Annotated in this window: 16 protein-coding genes; 8 read left to right on the plus strand and 8 right to left on the minus strand. The window is 70.2% G+C overall.

Annotated elements, in window-relative coordinates; translation table 11 throughout:
- Nucleotides 1-68: 68 nt before the first annotated feature.
- Nucleotides 69-863 carry a metalloregulator ArsR/SmtB family transcription factor gene (locus AB0I94_RS40320; protein ID WP_363314793.1) on the minus strand — a complete coding sequence of 265 codons (795 nt, stop codon included), beginning with the start codon at nucleotides 861-863 and terminating at the stop codon, nucleotides 69-71.
- 123 nt (nucleotides 864-986) lie between these two features.
- On the minus strand, nucleotides 987-1,880 hold the full coding sequence (locus AB0I94_RS40325) for an NAD(P)-dependent oxidoreductase (RefSeq protein ID WP_363314794.1): 894 nt from the start codon (nucleotides 1,878-1,880) through the stop codon (nucleotides 987-989).
- Between the two features lie 101 nt (nucleotides 1,881-1,981).
- Here AB0I94_RS40325 and AB0I94_RS40330 point away from each other — a divergent pair, with 101 nt between their 5' ends.
- Nucleotides 1,982-2,650 carry a TetR/AcrR family transcriptional regulator gene (locus tag AB0I94_RS40330; protein ID WP_363314795.1) on the plus strand — a complete coding sequence of 223 codons (669 nt, stop codon included), beginning with the start codon at nucleotides 1,982-1,984 and terminating at the stop codon, nucleotides 2,648-2,650.
- A gap of 148 nt (nucleotides 2,651-2,798) precedes the next feature.
- On the opposite strand, the gene AB0I94_RS40335 is transcribed toward AB0I94_RS40330, so the two are convergent.
- The 3 genes from AB0I94_RS40335 to AB0I94_RS40345 all read right to left on the minus strand — a co-directional run bounded on the left by AB0I94_RS40335 (nucleotide 2,799) and on the right by AB0I94_RS40345 (nucleotide 6,022).
- The gene (locus tag AB0I94_RS40335) at nucleotides 2,799-2,984 is read right to left on the minus strand and encodes a hypothetical protein (RefSeq protein ID WP_363314796.1); all 186 of its coding nucleotides are present in this window, start codon (nucleotides 2,982-2,984) and stop codon (nucleotides 2,799-2,801) included.
- Nucleotides 2,985-3,192: 208 nt separating this feature from the next.
- Entirely contained in the window at nucleotides 3,193-4,827 is a 1,635-nt protein-coding gene (gene metG / locus AB0I94_RS40340) for a methionine--tRNA ligase (protein ID WP_363314797.1), read from the minus strand.
- Nucleotides 4,828-4,924: 97 nt separating this feature from the next.
- Entirely contained in the window at nucleotides 4,925-6,022 is a 1,098-nt protein-coding gene (locus tag AB0I94_RS40345) for a VWA domain-containing protein (protein ID WP_363314798.1), read from the minus strand.
- A 582-nt stretch (nucleotides 6,023-6,604) separates the two neighbouring features.
- Between AB0I94_RS40345 and AB0I94_RS40350 the strand changes: the two genes are divergently transcribed.
- Entirely contained in the window at nucleotides 6,605-8,701 is a 2,097-nt protein-coding gene (locus AB0I94_RS40350) for a PhoX family protein (RefSeq protein WP_363314799.1), read from the plus strand.
- Nucleotides 8,702-8,776: 75 nt separating this feature from the next.
- On the opposite strand, the gene AB0I94_RS40355 is transcribed toward AB0I94_RS40350, so the two are convergent.
- Nucleotides 8,777-9,715, minus strand: coding sequence for a LysR family transcriptional regulator (locus tag AB0I94_RS40355; RefSeq protein WP_363314800.1), 939 nt, complete (start codon nucleotides 9,713-9,715; stop codon nucleotides 8,777-8,779).
- A 231-nt stretch (nucleotides 9,716-9,946) separates the two neighbouring features.
- On the opposite strand from AB0I94_RS40355, the gene snpA reads away from it, so the two are divergent.
- On the plus strand, nucleotides 9,947-10,621 hold the full coding sequence (gene snpA, locus AB0I94_RS40360) for a snapalysin (RefSeq protein ID WP_363314801.1): 675 nt from the start codon (nucleotides 9,947-9,949) through the stop codon (nucleotides 10,619-10,621).
- Nucleotides 10,622-10,722: 101 nt separating this feature from the next.
- Here snpA and AB0I94_RS40365 read toward each other — a convergent pair whose 3' ends face one another.
- Entirely contained in the window at nucleotides 10,723-11,106 is a 384-nt protein-coding gene (locus AB0I94_RS40365) for a hypothetical protein (RefSeq protein ID WP_363314802.1), read from the minus strand.
- 47 nt (nucleotides 11,107-11,153) lie between these two features.
- Nucleotides 11,154-11,600 carry an SH3 domain-containing protein gene (locus AB0I94_RS40370; RefSeq protein ID WP_363314803.1) on the minus strand — a complete coding sequence of 149 codons (447 nt, stop codon included), beginning with the start codon at nucleotides 11,598-11,600 and terminating at the stop codon, nucleotides 11,154-11,156.
- 162 nt (nucleotides 11,601-11,762) lie between these two features.
- Between AB0I94_RS40370 and AB0I94_RS40375 the strand changes: the two genes are divergently transcribed.
- The 5 genes from AB0I94_RS40375 (at nucleotide 11,763) to AB0I94_RS40395 (ending at nucleotide 17,682) form a co-directional block, all read left to right on the plus strand.
- Nucleotides 11,763-12,761, plus strand: a complete 999-nt coding sequence (locus AB0I94_RS40375) for an ATP-binding cassette domain-containing protein (RefSeq protein WP_363314804.1) — start codon at nucleotides 11,763-11,765, stop codon at nucleotides 12,759-12,761.
- On the plus strand, nucleotides 12,758-13,609 hold the full coding sequence (locus tag AB0I94_RS40380) for an ABC transporter permease (protein WP_363314805.1): 852 nt from the start codon (nucleotides 12,758-12,760) through the stop codon (nucleotides 13,607-13,609). The genes AB0I94_RS40375 and AB0I94_RS40380 overlap by 4 nt, the downstream gene beginning before the upstream one ends.
- 116 nt (nucleotides 13,610-13,725) lie before the next feature.
- The gene (locus tag AB0I94_RS40385) at nucleotides 13,726-14,592 is read left to right on the plus strand and encodes a hypothetical protein (RefSeq protein ID WP_363314806.1); all 867 of its coding nucleotides are present in this window, start codon (nucleotides 13,726-13,728) and stop codon (nucleotides 14,590-14,592) included.
- 39 nt (nucleotides 14,593-14,631) lie between these two features.
- Entirely contained in the window at nucleotides 14,632-15,663 is a 1,032-nt protein-coding gene (locus tag AB0I94_RS40390) for an endonuclease/exonuclease/phosphatase family protein (protein ID WP_363314807.1), read from the plus strand.
- 51 nt (nucleotides 15,664-15,714) lie between these two features.
- Nucleotides 15,715-17,682 carry an FUSC family protein gene (locus AB0I94_RS40395; protein WP_363314808.1) on the plus strand — a complete coding sequence of 656 codons (1,968 nt, stop codon included), beginning with the start codon at nucleotides 15,715-15,717 and terminating at the stop codon, nucleotides 17,680-17,682.
- Nucleotides 17,683-17,833 lie beyond the last annotated feature (151 nt).

Raw genomic sequence — 17,833 nt, forward strand, 5'->3', positions numbered from 1 at the left:
AATCATGTGCGTGAGTGCGGCAGCGCGCACCGACGTCGCCGTCACCTGTCGGCCGATGGCGTACGGCTTCAGCGGAGCGGCACCGCCCAAGGCTCCTCCGGGAGCGGGGAGCCCGTCTCCAGGAGGGACTTGAGGTTGGAGAGGACCGCGGCCCAGCCGGCTGCCGCCGCGTCGCGCTCGGCCTCGTTCGCCAGGTTCTCGTGCGTGACCGTAAGGCGCACGATCCCGCCGTACGGCTCGATGTCGAAGGTGACCCGGGAGGGCTCGGCGGAGTCGGCGGTGGCCTCGGGGTCCGCCCACGTCGTCACCAGGCGCCTCGGCGGTGTCGCCACCACCACTTCGCCCACCACGTCCGCGATGCCGGAGCCGTCCGTGCGGCGGTGCTCCCAGGCAGAGCCCTGCCGCCAGTCCGAAATGTTGGCGTGCCCCCAGTACGCCGCCGTCAGCTCCGCGTCGGTGAGGGCGTGCCAGACCTTCTCCGGGGTGCTCTCGATGTAGGTGACGTAGACGTACGTCGGCTTCGTGGTCATGGCGGCCTCCGCATGTTGTTTCAGTGCGCTGAGTGCTTGAAGGCGTGGGTACTCGAACTTGCCGATCCAGCGTTCCTGGATCTCGTGGAGCGGGACCGGGTTCAGGTAGTGCCACTTCGTCCGTCCCCGCCACACCGTGCTGACCAGGTTCGCCTCCTCCAGGAGAGCCAGATGCTGGGTGGCCGACTGGCGCGTCATCGCGACGCTTTCGGCCAGCTCACCCAGCGTCTGGCCGTTGCGGCCGTGGAGCTGGTCCAGGAGGTGGCGCCGCGTGGGGTCGGCCAAGGCCTTGAAGACCTTGTCGACCGGGCTGGGGCCCTTGTTCGTACTCACCCCTCCATCATGCAGGCATTTGCCTGCATGTCCAAGCGCAAGCCGGTCGTAAGGCAAACCACCAGGTCAACCATTAGGCAAACCGCCAGGTCAGCCGCCACGTCAAGCCGCGGCAGTCGTCAGTCAGCTCACCGGCGTCTCCTGCCTCAGCAGCTCCACGATGCTGGAGAAGCTGTCCGTCGCGTGGCCCGCTTCCATTCCGCGCCGGAACAAGTCCGCCACCGCCGACGGCAGCGCGGCGTCCACGCCCGAGTCGGTGTGGGTCGCCACCACGTGTTCCATGCTCGCCAGGCCCATGGCCAGGCGGTCCACGTCGCCGTCGTGGTTTCCCGCGTCGATGCGCGACGAGTAGAAGGAGAGGAACTCCGGCATCCCGGTCATGTTCTCCGAGGCGTACGGCAGGATGTCCGCCGCCGAGAGGCCGTTGGCCTTGGCGAGAGCGACCGCGTACCAGTAACTGGAGATGCTCGTCCAGAACATGACCATGTTGAGCTGGTACATCAGCGCCGCGAGGCCCGGGTCCTCGCCCCGGTGGTCCGTCTCGCCCGTGAGGACCTCGAGCGTCGCCCGGTGCTTGTCGTACGCCTCGCGCGGGCCGCTGTAGAACGTCGAGGACTCGGGCTTTCCGATGCCGTGGGGCGGGACGAGCACGCCGCCCGTGAGGTGGGTGGCACCGTGCCGCGCGGCCCAACTCGCCGCGTCCCGCGCCTTCTTCGGAGTGTCCGAGCTGAGGTTGACGATCACTCGGCCGGAGAGGGTGCCGGCCGCCGGTTCCAGCACGGAGTGCACCGCGGCGTAGTCCGTGAGGCTCAGGATCACCAACTCGTTGGCGGCGATCGCCTCCTCGGGGGTGGCGGCCAGAGTCGCGCCGCGTTTCACCAGGTCGTCCGCGCGGGATGCCGTGCGGTTCCACAGGGTGACCTGGTGGCCCTTGTCGAGCAGGGCCGTGGCCATGGCGTGACCCATGGGGCCGAGACCGATGAGGGTGACGGGGGTCGGAGTCTGGGTGGCAGTCATGAATTCTCCCGGCTAGAACGAACGCTCTATCTAGAGCATGGCAGGAACGTAGCACATCTCTGGAACGAACGCTCTAATTAGTGGCGGGGTAAGCTGGCCGCATGGCTCAGACCCCCTCGACCCCCGGCCCCAGCTCTGGCGCAGCCGCGACACCCGGCACCCGCGACCGCATCGTCATCGCCGCCGCACGCCTGCTCCAGCGTCAGGGGTATGTCGGCACCGGCATCAAGCAGATCGCGAAGGAGGCGGAGGCCACGCTCGGCTCCGTCTATCACTTCTTTCCCGGTGGGAAGGAAGCCGTCGCGGTGGCCGCGATCACGCACAGCGGCGAGGAGTTCGCCGAGATGCTGCGCGCCGCGCTGACCACGGCCGACGATCCGGGCGCCGCGATCGAGGCCTGCGCGGCGGAACTCGCCGTGGGCCTACGGGAATCGGGCTGGGTCGACGGCTGCCCCGTCACCGCCGCGGCCCTGGAGACGCTGGGCACGGACTCGGAGATCCAGCGGGTGTGCGCGACCGCGCTGGGCAGTTGGGAGCGCCTCGTGGAGGAGAAGCTGCTCGGCTCGGGCTTCGCCGCGCGAGAGGCGCGGGAGCTGGCGACCACCGTGATCAGCGCCTTGGAGGGCGCGGAGGTGACCGCCCAGGTCAACCGCAGCGAGGAGCCGCTGCGGGCCGTGGGACGCCAGCTGGCGCGGCTCGTGGGGTCGTACGAAACGGCTCAAGCAGGAGAAGCGGCTCAAGCGGGAGAAGCGGAAGCCGAGGCGCGGTAGTTCACGAGCTCACGGGACGTGATTCACGGAGCGTGGTTCGCGAGGCGGGCGAGGTGAGACTGGTTTGCTGCTGTTGGTTCGCGTCGCGGGTGGCTCATGTGGACCGCTCAGTTGTCGGCTCGCGTGGCGGCCGGCTCGCGCCGTTCGCTCACACGGCCGATGAGTGTGACGCCGCCTCGGACGTCGCCTCGGCCCACTCCGCCACGAGCTTCTCGTACTCAAGGTGTTGTTCGGGGCGAAGATATCCGCCCGTCCGAAGCCAGAGCGCGCGTATCTCCTCATTCACCTCGGCCGCTGGGCGCGGCCGGTTCGGGGTGTCGGGAGTCGTGGTCATACAGTGAAGCGTACGTACGAAGATGTGAAGACGGCGTGAGTTCTGGTCGAATGTGATCGGTATCGCTATCCGACCCGCATGATTCAGCCAACTTGGGCAAGAAGAAGGGGCCCGCGAGGTGAATCGCGGGCCCCTTCAAGGTAGTTCAGGACTGGCGGCCATAAAGGTCATAACCGGACAGTCCAGTCGATTGCGACTACGACTACGACTACGCCTGCTTCGGCTCCTCCAGACGCGGGAACAGCACCGCGCCCTTCGTGACCGTCGTGCCCACCGGCAGCTGACCCCACGTACCCGCGTCCTGGACCTTCTGCTCGGCGAGCGCGCCCAGCGAGGCCTCCGCGCCGAGCGAGTCCCACAGCTTCTGCGAGGTGTCCGGCATGACCGAGTTCAGCAGGACGGCCACCGCGCGCAGCGACTCCGCCGCCGTGTAGAGGATCGTCGCCAGGCGGGCCTTGCCCTCCGGGGACTCGTCCTTGGCCACCTTCCACGGCTCCTGCTCCGTGATGTAGCCGTTGACCTGCTTGACGAAGGCGAAGACCGCCAGAATGCCGGCCTGGAAGTCCAGCTCCTCGCCGATCTTCAGGTCGGCCGTCGCGACCGCCTTGGCCAGGCCTTCCTGGACCGCCTGCTCAGCCGCACCGGCCGCCGTCGCCTCGGGGAGCGCGCCGCCGAAGTACTTGCCGACCATGGCCGCCAGGCGCGAGGCGAGGTTGCCGTAGTCGTTCGCCAGCTCGCTCGTGTAGCGGGCGGTGAAGTCCTCCCACGAGAACGAGCCGTCCTGGCCGAACGCGATGGCGCGCAGGAAGTACCAGCGGTACGCGTCGACACCGAAGTGCGAGGTGAGGTCCTGCGGCTTGATGCCTGTGAGGTTCGACTTCGACATCTTCTCGCCGCCGACCATCAGCCAGCCGTTCGCCGCGATGCGGCCCGGCAGCGGCAGACCCTGCGCCATCAGCATCGCGGGCCAGATGACCGCGTGGAAGCGGAGGATGTCCTTGCCGACCAGGTGGACGTCGGCGGGGAAGGTTGACTTGAATTTTTCCTCGTCCGCGCCGTAGCCGACGGCCGTGGCGTAGTTGAGGAGGGCGTCGACCCAGACGTAGATGACGTGCTTGTCGTCCCACGGGACCTTGACGCCCCAGTCGAACGTCGAGCGCGAGATGGAGAGGTCCTGAAGGCCCTGCTTGACGAAGTTCACGACTTCGTTGCGGGCCGACTCCGGCTGGATGAAGTCGGGGTTCGCCTCGTAGTGGGCGAGCAGCTTGGGGCCGTACTCGCTCAGCTTGAAGAAGTAGTTCTCCTCCTTGAGGAGCTCCACCGGCTTCTTGTGGATCGGGCAGAGCTTCTGGCCCGCGAACTCGCCGTCGTCGGCCCCGTCGATGAGGTCGCCGGGGAGCTTGTACTCCTCGCAGCCCACGCAGTACGGGCCCTCATAGCCGCCCTTGTAGATCTCGCCCTTCTCGTAGAGATCCTGGACGAACTCCTGGACGCGGTCCGTGTGACGCTTCTCCGTGGTGCGGATGAAGTCGTCGTTCGCGATGTCGAGGTGCTCCCAGAGAGGCCGCCAGGCCTCGTCCACGAGCTTGTCGCACCACGCCTGGGGCGTGACGTCGTTCGCCTCGGCAGTGCGCATGATCTTCTGACCGTGCTCGTCCGTGCCGGTGAGGTACCACACCTTCTCGCCGCGCTGACGGTGCCAGCGCGTGAGCACGTCCCCTGCAACGGTCGTGTAGGCGTGGCCCAGGTGAGGAGCGTCGTTTACGTAGTAGATGGGGGTCGAGACGTAGAACGCCTTCGCGTTCTCGCCCGCTCCCTGCTTCTCGGATCCAGTGGCCGCCATGGTCGAAATCCTAACGGCCCCGGAGCGGGCGGTTCACCTCGATTCCAGGGGGTGGACCCTTCCCGGGGTCCACCCCTTGGAGGTACGACCTCCGGGGCTACGGGCGCCAGGCGGCCAGCAGGCCGTCGTACAGTTCCGCGTCCGTGAGCTCGCGGGGGGCGGGGCCCGCGTGGAAGAAGGCCGCGTTCTCCGCCTTCAGCTTGCGGAGGTAGTCGAAGCCCTTCGCCTCGTGCTCGCCGAACGCGACGAACTGGAAGAAGAGGGGGTGCTTGGCCGCGTCCGCGAGGGCCTGGTTGGCGGGGCCCTTCGCGTCCGGGGGGCCGTCCGTCTGGAAGACGACGAGGGCGGGCTCGCCCTTGTGCTCCGACTTCTCGTAGTGGGCCACGACCTCTTCGATCGCGCGGTGGTAGCTGGTGCGGCCCATGCGGCCCGCCGCGGCGTGCAGCTCGTCGATACGGCCCTCGTGCTCGGGGAGGGTGAGGGTGCCGGTGGCGTCGATCTCCGTCGAGAAGAAGACGACGTGCACGGTGGCCGCGGGGTCGGTGTGCGCCGCGAGCGCGAGGACCTGTTCGCCCAGGCTCTGGGCGGAGCCGTCCTTGTAGTACGGGCGCATGGACCCCGAGCGGTCCAGCACGAGGTACACGGGGGCGCGGACCCCGGTGAGCTCCCTCTTCTCCAGCGCCGCGCCGGCCGCCTTGTAGGCGGTGGCGAGGCCTGGGGCACGCTTCTTGACCTTGCCCACGGAGAGAGCGGGCTCCGCCGGGGTGGCGGGGGCGTCCGGCTCCGCCGGGGTGACGGCGGCTTCGGGCTCCGCCGGGGTGGCGGGGGCGTCCGGCACTTCCTGCGCCACGGCGGCTTCGGGCTCCGCCGGGGTCACGGGTGCTTCCGCCGCTTCATCGGTACCCGGCGTCGAGGGCTGTGCCCGCCCGTCCCGCCCAGCGGGACGATTGCCCACAGCGGCAGCGGCGTCGGCGACAGCCTCGGGCTCGGGGACTACGGCCTCGGGAGCGACCGCCTCGGGGGCCACAGCCTCCGGGATGACGGCCTCCGCTTCGGGCTCAGGAGCCGCCTCGGGCTCAGGAGCCAGGTCCGGCTCGGAAGCCGCCTCGGGCTCAGGAGCCAGATCCGGTTCCGGCGAAGGCGAGGGCACCGTCACGCGGTCACGGTCGAACGCCGCCGCGACGAGATCGTCCACCGCCGAAGGAGAAGGCTCGGACGACGGCGCCGGAACCGACGCCTTCGGCTCGGCCGCCGGAGGCACCCGCTCGGACGAGGGCGCAGGCACCGTCGCAGAAGACGCAGAAGACGCAGAAGCGGCGGAAGCGACAGAGCGAGCAGAGGTGTCAGAGGCGTCAGAGGTGTCAGAGGCGGCAGCCTCCGGGGCCTCCGAGGTCTCCTGGGGCTCCGGCGTCTCCGGGGTCCCAGGAGTCACCGCCTCAGGCTCAGGAGCCTGATCCCCCTTGCGTGACGACCGTCCGAACGCATTCCGCAGGACACTCAGAATGCCCATGGGTGCACCCCTTCGCGTGAGTTGATTCCCGATAACCCCTGGCCAGGGCGGACACGTAAGGTTAGCCGCCGCACTACGCGATCTTGGTGAGGGTCGCCCCACCGCTCTCTGACCATCACTCTTACCGCGCACCCGCAGCTCAACTGCCCTCTGTGCGCTCTCGGTTCACCTCCCGTTCACCCTCAGGCCGCCGCCCTGCCGACCTCCGCGCCTAGCGTCACGGCGTAATCAAGCCACGCTCGAGCCACGCCACACAACGGAGGAACCGTGCGCAAGTTGCTGCCGATCATCACCTCGCACCAGGGGAGCGGCAACCGGTCCGCCTTGACCTGCCGGTTCCGTTGTGGTGACGCCTGCTTCCACGAGGTGCCCAACACGAGCGACAACGAATACGTCGGCGACGTGATAGCCGGTGCTCTCAGCCGTCGCTCGATGATGCGGGCCGCCGCGGTCGTGACCGTGGCGACCGCCGCGGGCAGTGCCGTCGTCGCCGGCCCCGCGGCCTCGCAGGCGGAAGCCGCCGCCGCGGTCCAGAAACCGTCGTCGCACAAGAGCAAAAAGGGGGCGCGCGGTCTTCGCTTCACGCCCGTGGCGCCCAACACCACCGACGCCGTGACGATCCCGGACGGCTACGCCCAGAACGTCGTCATCCGCTGGGGCGAGCCCATCCTCCGCGGCGCCCCGGCGTTCGACGCGGACAAGCAGACCGCGAAGGCGCAGGCAGGGCAGTTCGGCTACAACAACGACTTCCTCTCCCTCCTGCCGCTGCACCGTGAGCGCGGGCGTCAGGTCCTCGTGGCCAACCACGAGTACACCGACGAAGTCCTGATGTTCAAGGGATACGACGCCGCCAACCCGACACGCGAGCAGGTCGAGATCGCCTGGGCGGCCCACGGTCTCTCCGTCGTGGTCGTCGAGGAGGAGCGCAGGAGCGGCAAGCTGACCGCCGTCAGCCGTCACCAGCTCAACCGCCGCCTCACCGCCACCAGCGAGTTCCGGCTGACCGGCCCCGCCGCGGGTGGCAAGCTCGTCCGTACGAAGGCCGACCCGCGCGGCACCACCGTCCTCGGCACCCTGAACAACTGCGCCGGCGGCACCACCCCGTGGGGCACGACCCTGCACGGCGAGGAGAACTTCAACCAGTACTTCGCCAACGCGGAGAAGGTCACCGACCCCACCGCCGCCGCCCGCCTCAAGCGCTACGGCGTCATCGGCGCCGCGTCCGAGCGCAAGTGGGAGCGGTTCGACGACCGCTTCGACCTGGCCAAGGAGCCCAACGAGGCCAACCGCTTCGGCTGGGTCGTCGAGCTCGACCCGTACGACCCCGACTCGACCCCGCGCAAGCGCACCGCGCTCGGCCGCTTCAAGCACGAGGCCGCCCAGCCGCGCCTCACGCACGACGGCCGCCCGGTGGTCTACATGGGTGACGACGAGAAGTTCGACTACTTCTACAAGTTCGTCAGCAGCAAGCGCGTCGCCAAGGGCACCTCCCGCGCCGCGCACGAGCACAACCTCACGCTCCTCGACGAGGGCACGCTGTACGTCGCCAAGCTGACCGGCGACTCCCCGGCGGCCGACATCGACGGCACCGGCAAGCTGCCCGCCGACGGTGAGTTCGACGGCAGCGGCGTCTGGATCCCGCTCGCCACCGCGGGCCCCAAGGGCCACGCCGTCTCGCACGTCGACGGTATGACCGCCGAGGAGGTGTACGTCTTCACGCGTCAGGCCGGTGACAAGGTCGGCGCCACGAAGATGGACCGCCCCGAGGACATCGAGCCGTCGCCGCACACCGGCAAGGTCTACGTCGCGCTCACGAACAACTCCGACCGCGGCAAGGCGGGCAAGGCGGGCGCCGACGAGGCCAACCCGCGCAACCTCAACAAGCACGGGCAGATCCTCGAACTGACCGAGCGCCGCAACCGGCCCGAGTCGACCACCTTCGCCTGGTCGCTCTTCCTCGTCGCGGGCGACCCCGAGGACCCGGCCACGTACTTCGCGGGCTTCCCGAAGGACAAGGTCAGCCCGATCTCCTGCCCCGACAACGTCGCCTTCGACCCGCACGGCAATCTGTGGATCTCGACGGACGGCAACCAACTCGGCTCGCACGACGGCCTGTTCGGTGTCGCGACCAAGGGTGACCGGCGCGGTGAGCTCAAGCAGTTCATGACCATGCCGAAGGGTGCGGAGACCTGCGGTCCGCTGATCCAGGACAACCGCGTGCTCGTCGCGGTGCAGCACCCGGGCGAGATCGACGGCGCGTCCGTCGAGAAGCCCGCCAGCGCGTGGCCCGACGGGCCGGGGAAGATCGTCCGGCCGTCGGTCGTGTCCGTGTGGCGCAAGGACGGCCGCGACATCGGCGTCTGAGCGGCGGTTCCGTCGGAACGTATGTGAGCCAGGCCTCCCGCGCCCGCGGGGGGCCTGGCTCAGGCGGTGCCTGGCTCAGGCCGCTGTGGCCCGGCCTTCGAGCCACTCCCGGTATGCGGGCGACTGGTGAGCCGCCTCCCAGTACGCGGCTTCGAGATCCCCGTACACCGCGTCGAGCTCCTGCTCCGTACGGGCCGCCACGAGCAGCCGCACCCCGAGCGGATCGCCGTACAGCGGCCGGACCGCCATGTCGGGTCTGCCGTGCGAGGTCGGCTGGCAGACCGTGACGACCTCGCCGGTGGCGACGAGCGAGGCAGCGGTGAGGTAATCGCCGTGCAGGACGCGGGGGTTGAGCCCGGCTGCCCGAAGCACCCGGCGCAGTCCGTCCCACTCGCCGTCCACCGTCGGGTCCACCATCCATCGGTCGGCGGCGAGGTCGGTGAGGTGGACGACGGGTTTCGCCGCCGCAGGGTGGTCGGCCGGGAGGAAGACGAACTGCGGCTCGCGCTCGACCAGCACACGCCGCCGCAGAGCCTCCGGCATCCGCAGTGGATTCCCCTCCACCTCGTGCACGAACGCCACGTCGAGCTGTCCGCCCGCGACCATGCGCAGCAGCGCGTTCGCGGAGACGTCCATCTGGAGCGAGGTCTCGGTGGCGGGCAGGCGCACCCGCAGCCGTCGCAGCCAGCCCGGTATGGCACGGCTGGCCGTGGAACCGATGCGCAACTGCGGACCCTCGGTGGCGCGGGCGGCGGCCGCTTTGGTCTCGCTGACCATGGCCCGCATCTCGCTGACGAGGGGGCGTGCGCGGCTGAGGGCGACGCGGCCGAGCGGGGTCGGGCGGCAGCCGGTGCGTCCGCGGGCGAAGAGCTGGCCGCCGATCTCCTGCTCGATGCGGCGCAACTGCGTCGTCAACGAGGGCTGGCTCATGCCGAGTTGGCGCGCGGCCTTGTGCAGGCTGCCGGTGTCGGCGATGGCGCACAGTGCACGGAGGTGCCTCACCTCGAGCTCCATGGCTGTGAGCGTAGAGCGGCGAAGGGCGCCGCACCAGCCTCACAAACCCCACGGGAACCACCTGAGTTGGGCACGGGCGGAAAACCGTACGGACCGTACGGAAGGCCGGCGGACGGCGGCTGATAGCCCGGTGCTATCGCCACTTGCCATCATCCGCGGACGTCCCTGGCTCCCCGACACTCCCGGTACCGAACCGTTCATCTTTCACCGAACGAGTAGGGAGCCCCCCACATGAACAAGCGTCACCTGTCCGCCGCGGCCGTCTTCGGCCTCGCGGCGGCCGGTCTCGGCACGACGTCCGCGACGGCCGCGACCCCCACCGCGCCGTCCGCCACCTCCGCGTACGCCGACTACGCGGGCTCCGGCGAGGAAGCCGCGGCCAACAAGGCGTTCTTCGACGCCGTCCTGAAGTCGGTCGCCGAGAAGCGCGCGGCCAACCCTGGCGCGAAGCAGGTCACCGTGGTGTACGACGCCTCCGGTGCCCCGACCTTCGCGCGGCAGATAGCCAGCAGTACCTCCATCTGGAACAGCGCGGTGTCCCATGTGAAGCTCCAGGAGGGGAGTGGCGGTGCGAGCTTCGAGTACCGCGAGGGGAATGACCCGCGTGGTTCGTACGCGAGCACGGACGGCCACGGTCAGGGGTACATCTTCCTGGACTACGCGCAGAACCAGCAGTACGACTCGACCCGTGTGACCGCGCACGAGACGGGTCACGTCCTCGGCCTGCCGGACCACTACGAAGGTCCGTGCAGTGAGCTGATGTCCGGCGGCGGACCGGGCACTTCGTGCACCAACTCGCAGCCGGACGCGAACGAGCGGGCCAAGGTGGACCAGCTTTGGGCCAACGGTCTCGCGAAGGCGCTGGACAAGCTGGACAAGCAGGACAGACTGGAGAAGGTCGGCTGACCTGCCGCTTGAACCGACTGTGCCCATCAGCGCGCTCGACGCTGGTGGGCACCGTCGCGTTCGGATGGGCGCAGGCGGTACGGAGGATTCGCCTCCCCAGGTCACTCCCTCGTGTAGTACCGGTAGAACATCACCGCGAACGCGCCCGCCGCGACGGCCACGGCCATGAACGTGGAGCGCAGGACGCTCGGACCCGGCATGCCCTGGCTGTAGACGAAGCCGAACGCGATCCCGGCGAAGCTCGCCCACGCCGCCGCGCGCAGCTCGCGCGGCAGCCGGGGCGCCGCCCTGTGCACGCCCATGAAGAGCACGGCGAAGACGACGCCGGAGACGATGCCGAGCCACGCGTTGCCGTCGGCGACCGAGCCCGCGGCGCGCTGGGTCACCACGATGCCGAACACGAGGCCCATGAGCACGGCGGCCGTCGCGGCCCTGGTGGCGGGGGAACCGCCGAGCACGCGGGGTGTGGTCGAAGTGGATGCCACGTGAGCCATGACGTTCCTCCAGACTCTCCAGACACTTCGGCGATGCCTCAGTGGTGCCGGTTGTTGTAGCCGCCCTCACACGTGTCCCAGCAGGGCTTGTACTCCTTGCACGGGTCGGAGGTGGCGCAGCTGGGCACGTGGTGCCCGCCGGTGTCCACGTACGCGGCGCTGGCCCAGCCCCGCACCCCGCCCAGCCAGTACCAGTACGAGTTGCCCCACACGCTCGTACCGCGCGTCTGGCACTCGACGCGGTCCTGGCTCTCCGCCGGAAGCTTCGCGACGATCGAGGCGCCTGTGGACGGCGCGTCCCGGATCTTCAGGTCGTGCGGGGCGACGATCGTCCCCCAGACCACCTCGTGGTCGTTGTGCGTGGGTGGCGCGGTGGCGGATGCTGGTGCGGCACCTCCGAGGGACAGTGCGCCCGTGGTCAGGAGCGCGGTGGCGAGAGTTCCCAGGGCGGCCGGAGTGGTCCTCAGGGCCGGAGTGGTCCGCATGATCGACCTCCTCTTTCCCCCCAGATCTCCTCCCCCTCCCCTCTTTCTCACCCCTCCAGCAAACACCCGTTCGGCCTAGGGCTCCACCGGACGATGAGTTTGCGCCGCGCGGACGGTCTGCCCTCGTAACGGACGACCACTGACGTGGAGAGGGCGTACGACATGAACAGCGTGGCCATCGAGACCGCGGGCCTGGTGAAGACCTTCGGGGACAACCGCGCCGTCGACGGCGTGGACCTCACCATTCCGGCCGGCACGGTCTACGGCCTGCTCGGCCCGAACGGCGCGGGCAAGACCACGACCGTGAAGATGCTGGCCACCCTGCTGCGCCCGGACGGCGGCGACGCCCACGTCTTCGGCCACGACGTCGTGCGGGAGGCCGACGCCGTACGCAGCAGAGTCAGCCTCACCGGGCAGTACGCCTCGGTCGACGAAGACCTGACGGGCACCGAGAACCTGGTGCTCCTGGCCCGCCTCACCGGGCACGGCAAGAAGGCGGCGTACGGCAGGGCGGCACAGCTCCTGGAGGCTTTCGGCCTGAGCGACGCGTCCGCGCGCCAGGTGAAGAACTACTCCGGCGGTATGCGACGCCGCATCGACATCGCGGCGTCCATCCTCAACACCCCCGACCTGCTCTTCCTCGACGAGCCGACGACCGGCCTCGACCCGCGCAGCCGCAACCAGGTCTGGGACATCGTGCGCTCGGTCGTCGCGCACGGCACGACGGTCCTGCTGACCACGCAGTACCTGGACGAGGCCGACCACCTCGCGTCCCGCATCGCCGTCATCGACGACGGCAAGGTCATCGCCGAGGGCACCAAGGGCGAGCTGAAGGCGTCGGTCGGCGCGGGCTCGGTGCACGTGCGGCTCCGGGACGCGGACCAGCGCGAGGACGCGGCGCGGGCGCTGCGCCTCGCGCTCGACACGGAGGTCCAGCTCGAGCCCGATCCGGTGGCCCTCACCGCCCGCGTCGGCAACGGCGAGGCGAACGGCAAGGGCGCCGCCGAGAAGGCGTCCCGCGCCCTCGCCGAGCTGGCCCGGGCAGGCATCACCGTGGACGACTTCTCCCTCGGCCAGCCCAGCCTGGACGAGGTCTTCCTGGCCCTGACCGGCACACCCCACCACGCGACGGACATGGCGGAGAAAGAGGCGAAGGCATGAGCACCGCGACCCCCACTTCCGAGGCCCAGGACCTGGCGCCGGTCAAGGCCGAGTCCCTCGCCGAACTGCTCGTGGCCGGTGACCGGCCCTCGCGCCCCAGCGCGCTCTCCGCGTCCCTCACGTTCGGCTGGCGGGCCATGCTCAAGATCAAGCATGTGCCGGAGCAGCTCTTCGACGTGACGGCCTTCCCGATCATGATGGTGCTGATGTACACGTACCTCTTCGGGGGCGCGCTCGCCGGATCGCCGCGTGAGTACATCCAGTACCTGCTGCCCGGCATCCTCGTGATGTCCGTCGTCATGATCACGATGTACACGGGCGTCTCGGTCAACACCGACATCGAGAAGGGCGTCTTCGACCGCTTCCGTACGCTGCCGATCTGGCGTCCGTCGGTGATGGTCGGCTACCTCCTGGGCGACGCCCTGCGCTACGCGATCGCGTCCGTCGTCATGCTGACCGTCGGCATCATCCTGGGCTTCCGCCCGGACGGCGGCGTCCTCGGCGTCATCGGCGGCGTACTGCTCCTGCTGGTCTTCTCCTTCGCCTTCTCGTGGGTGTGGACGATGTTCGGTCTGCTCCTGCGCACCGAGAAGTCCGTGATGGGCGTCAGCATGATGGTGATCTTCCCGCTGACGTTCCTCAGCGACATCTTCGTGAAGCCCGAGACGATGCCGGGCTGGCTGCAGGCCTTCGTCAACAACAACCCCATCACGCACCTGGCGTCGGCGGTCCGCGACCTGATGGCGGGCACGTCGCCGGGTTCGTCCCTCGCGTGGGCGCTGGGCTGGGTGGTGCTGCTCGTGGCGGTGTTCGGCCCGGTGACGATGCGCCTGTACAACCGCAAGTAGACGCGCCTCTCAACCGCAAGTAGACGCCCCTCTACCACCGCGAGCAGGGGACCCAGTTGCCCCATATGCACTCGTCCCGGTCGCGCCAGGCGTGACCGGGACTTCTGCTGGGGGTCGTGTTCAGACGCCCGCTGTCCGCCGTCCTCCTCCTCGTCGCCGTCCTCCTCGTGCCACTCGGCGCGCTCTCCACCTGGGCGAAGTACGAGATCGAGGACGCCGATCAGTACGTCGCCACGATGGCCCCGCTCGCCTCCGACCCCGACGTACGGGACGCGGTGGCAGCGGCGGTCACCGACTCGGTGATGAAGGAGATCGACGTGGGCCCGCTGCAGGGCACCGTCGAATCGTTCGTACGGGACGCGGTGCGGTCCTTCAGCGAGACCAAGGCCTTCAAGACGGCCTGGAACGCGGCGAACCGCGCCGCGCACGACGCGGTGCAGGACGCGCTCGTCGACCAGTCGGACGGCGGCGCGGTCACCATCGACCTCGCGCCGATCACCGAGCAGGTCAAGCGGCAACTGGCCGCCGACGACGTGCCGTTCGCGCACCGCATTCCCGTCACGCACACCGAGGTGACGCTCATGGAGTCGTCGGACCTCGGCCCCTTCGGAAAGGGATTCCACATGCTCCAGGTGGCGGGCCTCTGGATCCCGGTCGCCGCCGTCCTCCTCGCCGTGGCCGGCATCTTCCTGGCGGTCCACCGCCGCCGCGCGATCATCCGCACGGCCCTCGGCACGGCCCTCGCTGGAGCGGCCCTCGGCGTCGCGGTCACGGTGGGCCGGGGCCTGACCCTGGACGACCTCCCGAAGGACGTCTCCCGCCCCGCGGCGGAGGCGGTGTACGACGCGCTGACGTCCTCGCTGACTGTGGCGGCGTGGGTGATCACGGGGGCGGGGCTGGCGGTCTCGCTTGCCGCATGGCTGCTTCGGCGCCGTCCGGCGGTCGAGGAAATGCAACCCTCCCGCGCCCCCCGCCGTCTCTAGGGGAAGATTCGCGCAGGACCCCAGACGGAGAGGCCGGCCTTGGACAGCGCAACGGCAGCGAGGACGGCCCCCCAAGCGGACTGGCCCGAGCCGCAGGCGAGGAGGCGCCCCCGGCAGCGTCCGTCCGCCTGGCTGGCGGCCCTCCTCCTGGCCGGCGTCAGCACCGTCCTCGGCTTCCGGATCGCGGACTCCGACGGCTTCACCCCCGTACCGCAGATCCTCGCGTTCCTGCCCTGGCTCCTCGCCCCGGCGATCGCCGCCCTGCTGCTCGTGGCTCTCGCCCGCTGGCGCGTCGGCCTCGTCTGGGGCGTCGTCGCGCTCGGCGGTGTCGCCTGGTTCATGGAGCCGTACGGCAAGACGGACGAACCGGCAGGGCCGGCCGTCGCCGAGATCCGCGTCATGGCGTCGAACGTGGAGTTCGGCAAGGCCACCCGCGGCCTGCTCAAGGCCGTCCGCGAGGAGAAACCCGACCTCCTGTTCGTCCCCGAGTGCGACTACGTCTGCTCCGACACCCTGCGCGACGAACTGCCCCGCTCCGACTACCCCTACCGCACCGCGAGCGAGGCAGGCGGCGCGGAAGGCTCGGTCATCGTCAGCAAGCTGCCCCTGAAGAAGGCGAGCGGCCTCGCGGGCACCCTGGGCATGCCCGGCGCCGTCGCCGAGCTGAAGAGCGGCCACCCGATCCGCGTCCAGCTCGCCCACCCGATGCCACCGCTGCCCGAGCAACTCTCCACCTGGCGCACCGAACTCGCCGAACTCCGCGACTACGCCGCAGAGGGCAGGCGCGCGAAGCGGTCCACCATCATCGCGGGCGACTTCAACGCCACCCAGGACCACGCGGCCTTCCGCGACATCCTGGACACCGGAGGCGTACGCGACGCCGCCCGCCTCGCGGGATCGGCCCGCACCCCGAGCTGGCCCGCCGACCTGATGTCACCGCTGGGCACCCAGATCGACCACGTCCTGGCCACCCCGGACTTCTCGGCCCGCGACGCCCGCTTCCTGGACATCGGTGACACGGACCACCGCACCCTGGTGGTGGACCTGACGCTGCACGGGGCGAAGCGGTAAAACGCAGGTCAGGCCAGGCATAGCGGCAACAGGGGTGGCAATAATGGCCGCATGCCCCGCCGTGATCCACCCGCACCACCGGCCCCTTTGAGCGCCCTCGCCCCGCCTCCCTGGCTGGTCAGGACGCTCAAGCCGCAGACGGCGCCGATCCCGTGGGCGGCGGTGGCGCGCGCGTCCGTCGCCCTGACGCTGCCCCTGCTCATCGGTCTCGCGGCCGGGCAGCCCGCGTACGGGGCGCTCGCCTCCATGGGCGCCCTGTCCGGTGTCATCGGCGACACCGCCGACGCGTACCGCATGCGGATCTTCAACATCGCCGTGCCGCAGCTCTTCGGCGCGCTCGGTGTCACCATCGGCTCGCTCGTCTTCGGGCACGGCTGGGTGGCGGTCGGCGTGGTCACCCTCGTGGCGCTGGTCTCCGGGATGATGTCCACGATCGGTGCCGTGGCGTCCGTGTCCGGCCTGCTCCTGCTGCTCAACTCCGTGGTGGGGGCGGGACTGCCGATGCCGGGGGAATGGTGGCTCGCCCCGGCCCTGATGACCGGCGGTGGCCTCCTGGTCCTCACCCTCGCCCTGCTCGCCTGGCCGCTCAGATCCGGCATCCCGGAGCGGGCCGCCGTCGCGGCGACCTACCGCAGCGTGGCCGCGCTGCTCGAAGCGGCGGGTACGGACCGCTACGACGAGGCGCGCACGGCCGTCACCACCTCCCTGAACCAGTCGTACGACCTGGTCCTCGCCCGCCGCACCCGCGCGCACGGCCGCAACCCGGACCTGGTGCGCCTGGTCGCCCAGTTGAACGCGATCACGCCGGTCATCGAGGCCGCGCCCGCGGCGCACCAGTGCGGGGTTCCGATGCCGCCGGAGTTCCCCGCGGAGGTGCGGCGCCTGGCGGAGGCGGTGGCGGGCCGCGCGCCGACCCCGGTCCCCGACCCCGTGCTCCCCGACCCGCCGGACCCCTCGGCCGACGTCGTGGACCACGCCCTGCGCCACGTGGCCGAGCTCCTCAACGACCCCGACCCGCACGGCGTCGTGACCGTGGACGACCGCCTGGGCCGCCCGGCGGCCCTGCGCGTACGAGCCCGCAGAGCGGCCCGCAACGTGATCCTGTCGGGCGCCTCCTGGCGCTACGGCCTGCGCCTGGCGCTCTGTATCGGCATCGCGCAGTCCTTGGTGTCACTGGTCGACGTACCCCGCTCGTACTGGGTGGCGCTCACCGTCACGTTCGTCCTCAAGCCTGACTTCGGCTCGGTCTTCTCGCGGGCGGTGCTGCGGGCGATCGGCACGGCGGCGGGGCTCGTGGTGGCGGCCGCGGTCCTGTCACAGGTGCCGCGGGGCTGGTGGGACGTGCCGGTGATGCTGGTGCTCGCGGCGCTGATCCCGGCGCTCACACCGCGGGGCTACGGCTACCAGACGGCCGCGATCACCCCGGTGATCCTGCTCCTCTCCGACGTCCTGAACCACCAGGGCTTCGGGCTCGTCGTGCCACGCCTCGTGGACAGCCTGATCGGCTGCGGGATCTCGCTGGTGGCGGGGTACCTGCTGTGGCCGGAGAGCTGGCACACACGGATCGGCGACCGTCTCGCGGGCGCGGTGGCCGATACGGCGTCGTACGTCGAGAGCGCGTTCGGCACGGCGGTGGACGTGGCGGCGCGGGCGCGGATGCGGCGCGGCCTGTACCGGGACCTGTCCGTCATCCGTACGGAGTTCCAGCGCGCCCTGACGGAACCGCCCCCGATGGGGGCGCGGGCTGCCGCGTGGTGGCCGCTGGTGATCGCCGTCGAGCGGATCGTGGACGCGACCACCGCTGCGCGGGTGCGGATTCGGCATGGGGCGGGGGAGCCGAGTCTCACTGAGGTGGGGGAGGTTGCGCGGCAGCTGCGGGAGCTTTCGCAGGGGCTGCGGGGTTCAGAGATCCTGGAGGAGGTCTCGGCCTCCTTCACGGGCCCCCAGGAGAGCGTCCTCGAGCCCCTCCGCCAGGAGGTGGCCGCGGCGAGGGCGATTGCGTCGCCGCCGCGGGGATGAGGTTCGGGCGTCCCCTGCGGGGCTATCCCCAATCCCACCCCTTCCCGAAACTGGGGCTCCGCCCCAGACCCCGCTCCTCAAACGCCGGAGGGGCTGAATCTATTAGGCACCCCCCGGGTTTTTGGTGGGGCGCCCGGCGCGGCAGGTTTTG

The sequence above is a fragment of the Streptomyces sp. NPDC050147 genome, assembly GCF_040660195.1.
Lineage (GTDB): Bacteria > Actinomycetota > Actinomycetes > Streptomycetales > Streptomycetaceae > Streptomyces.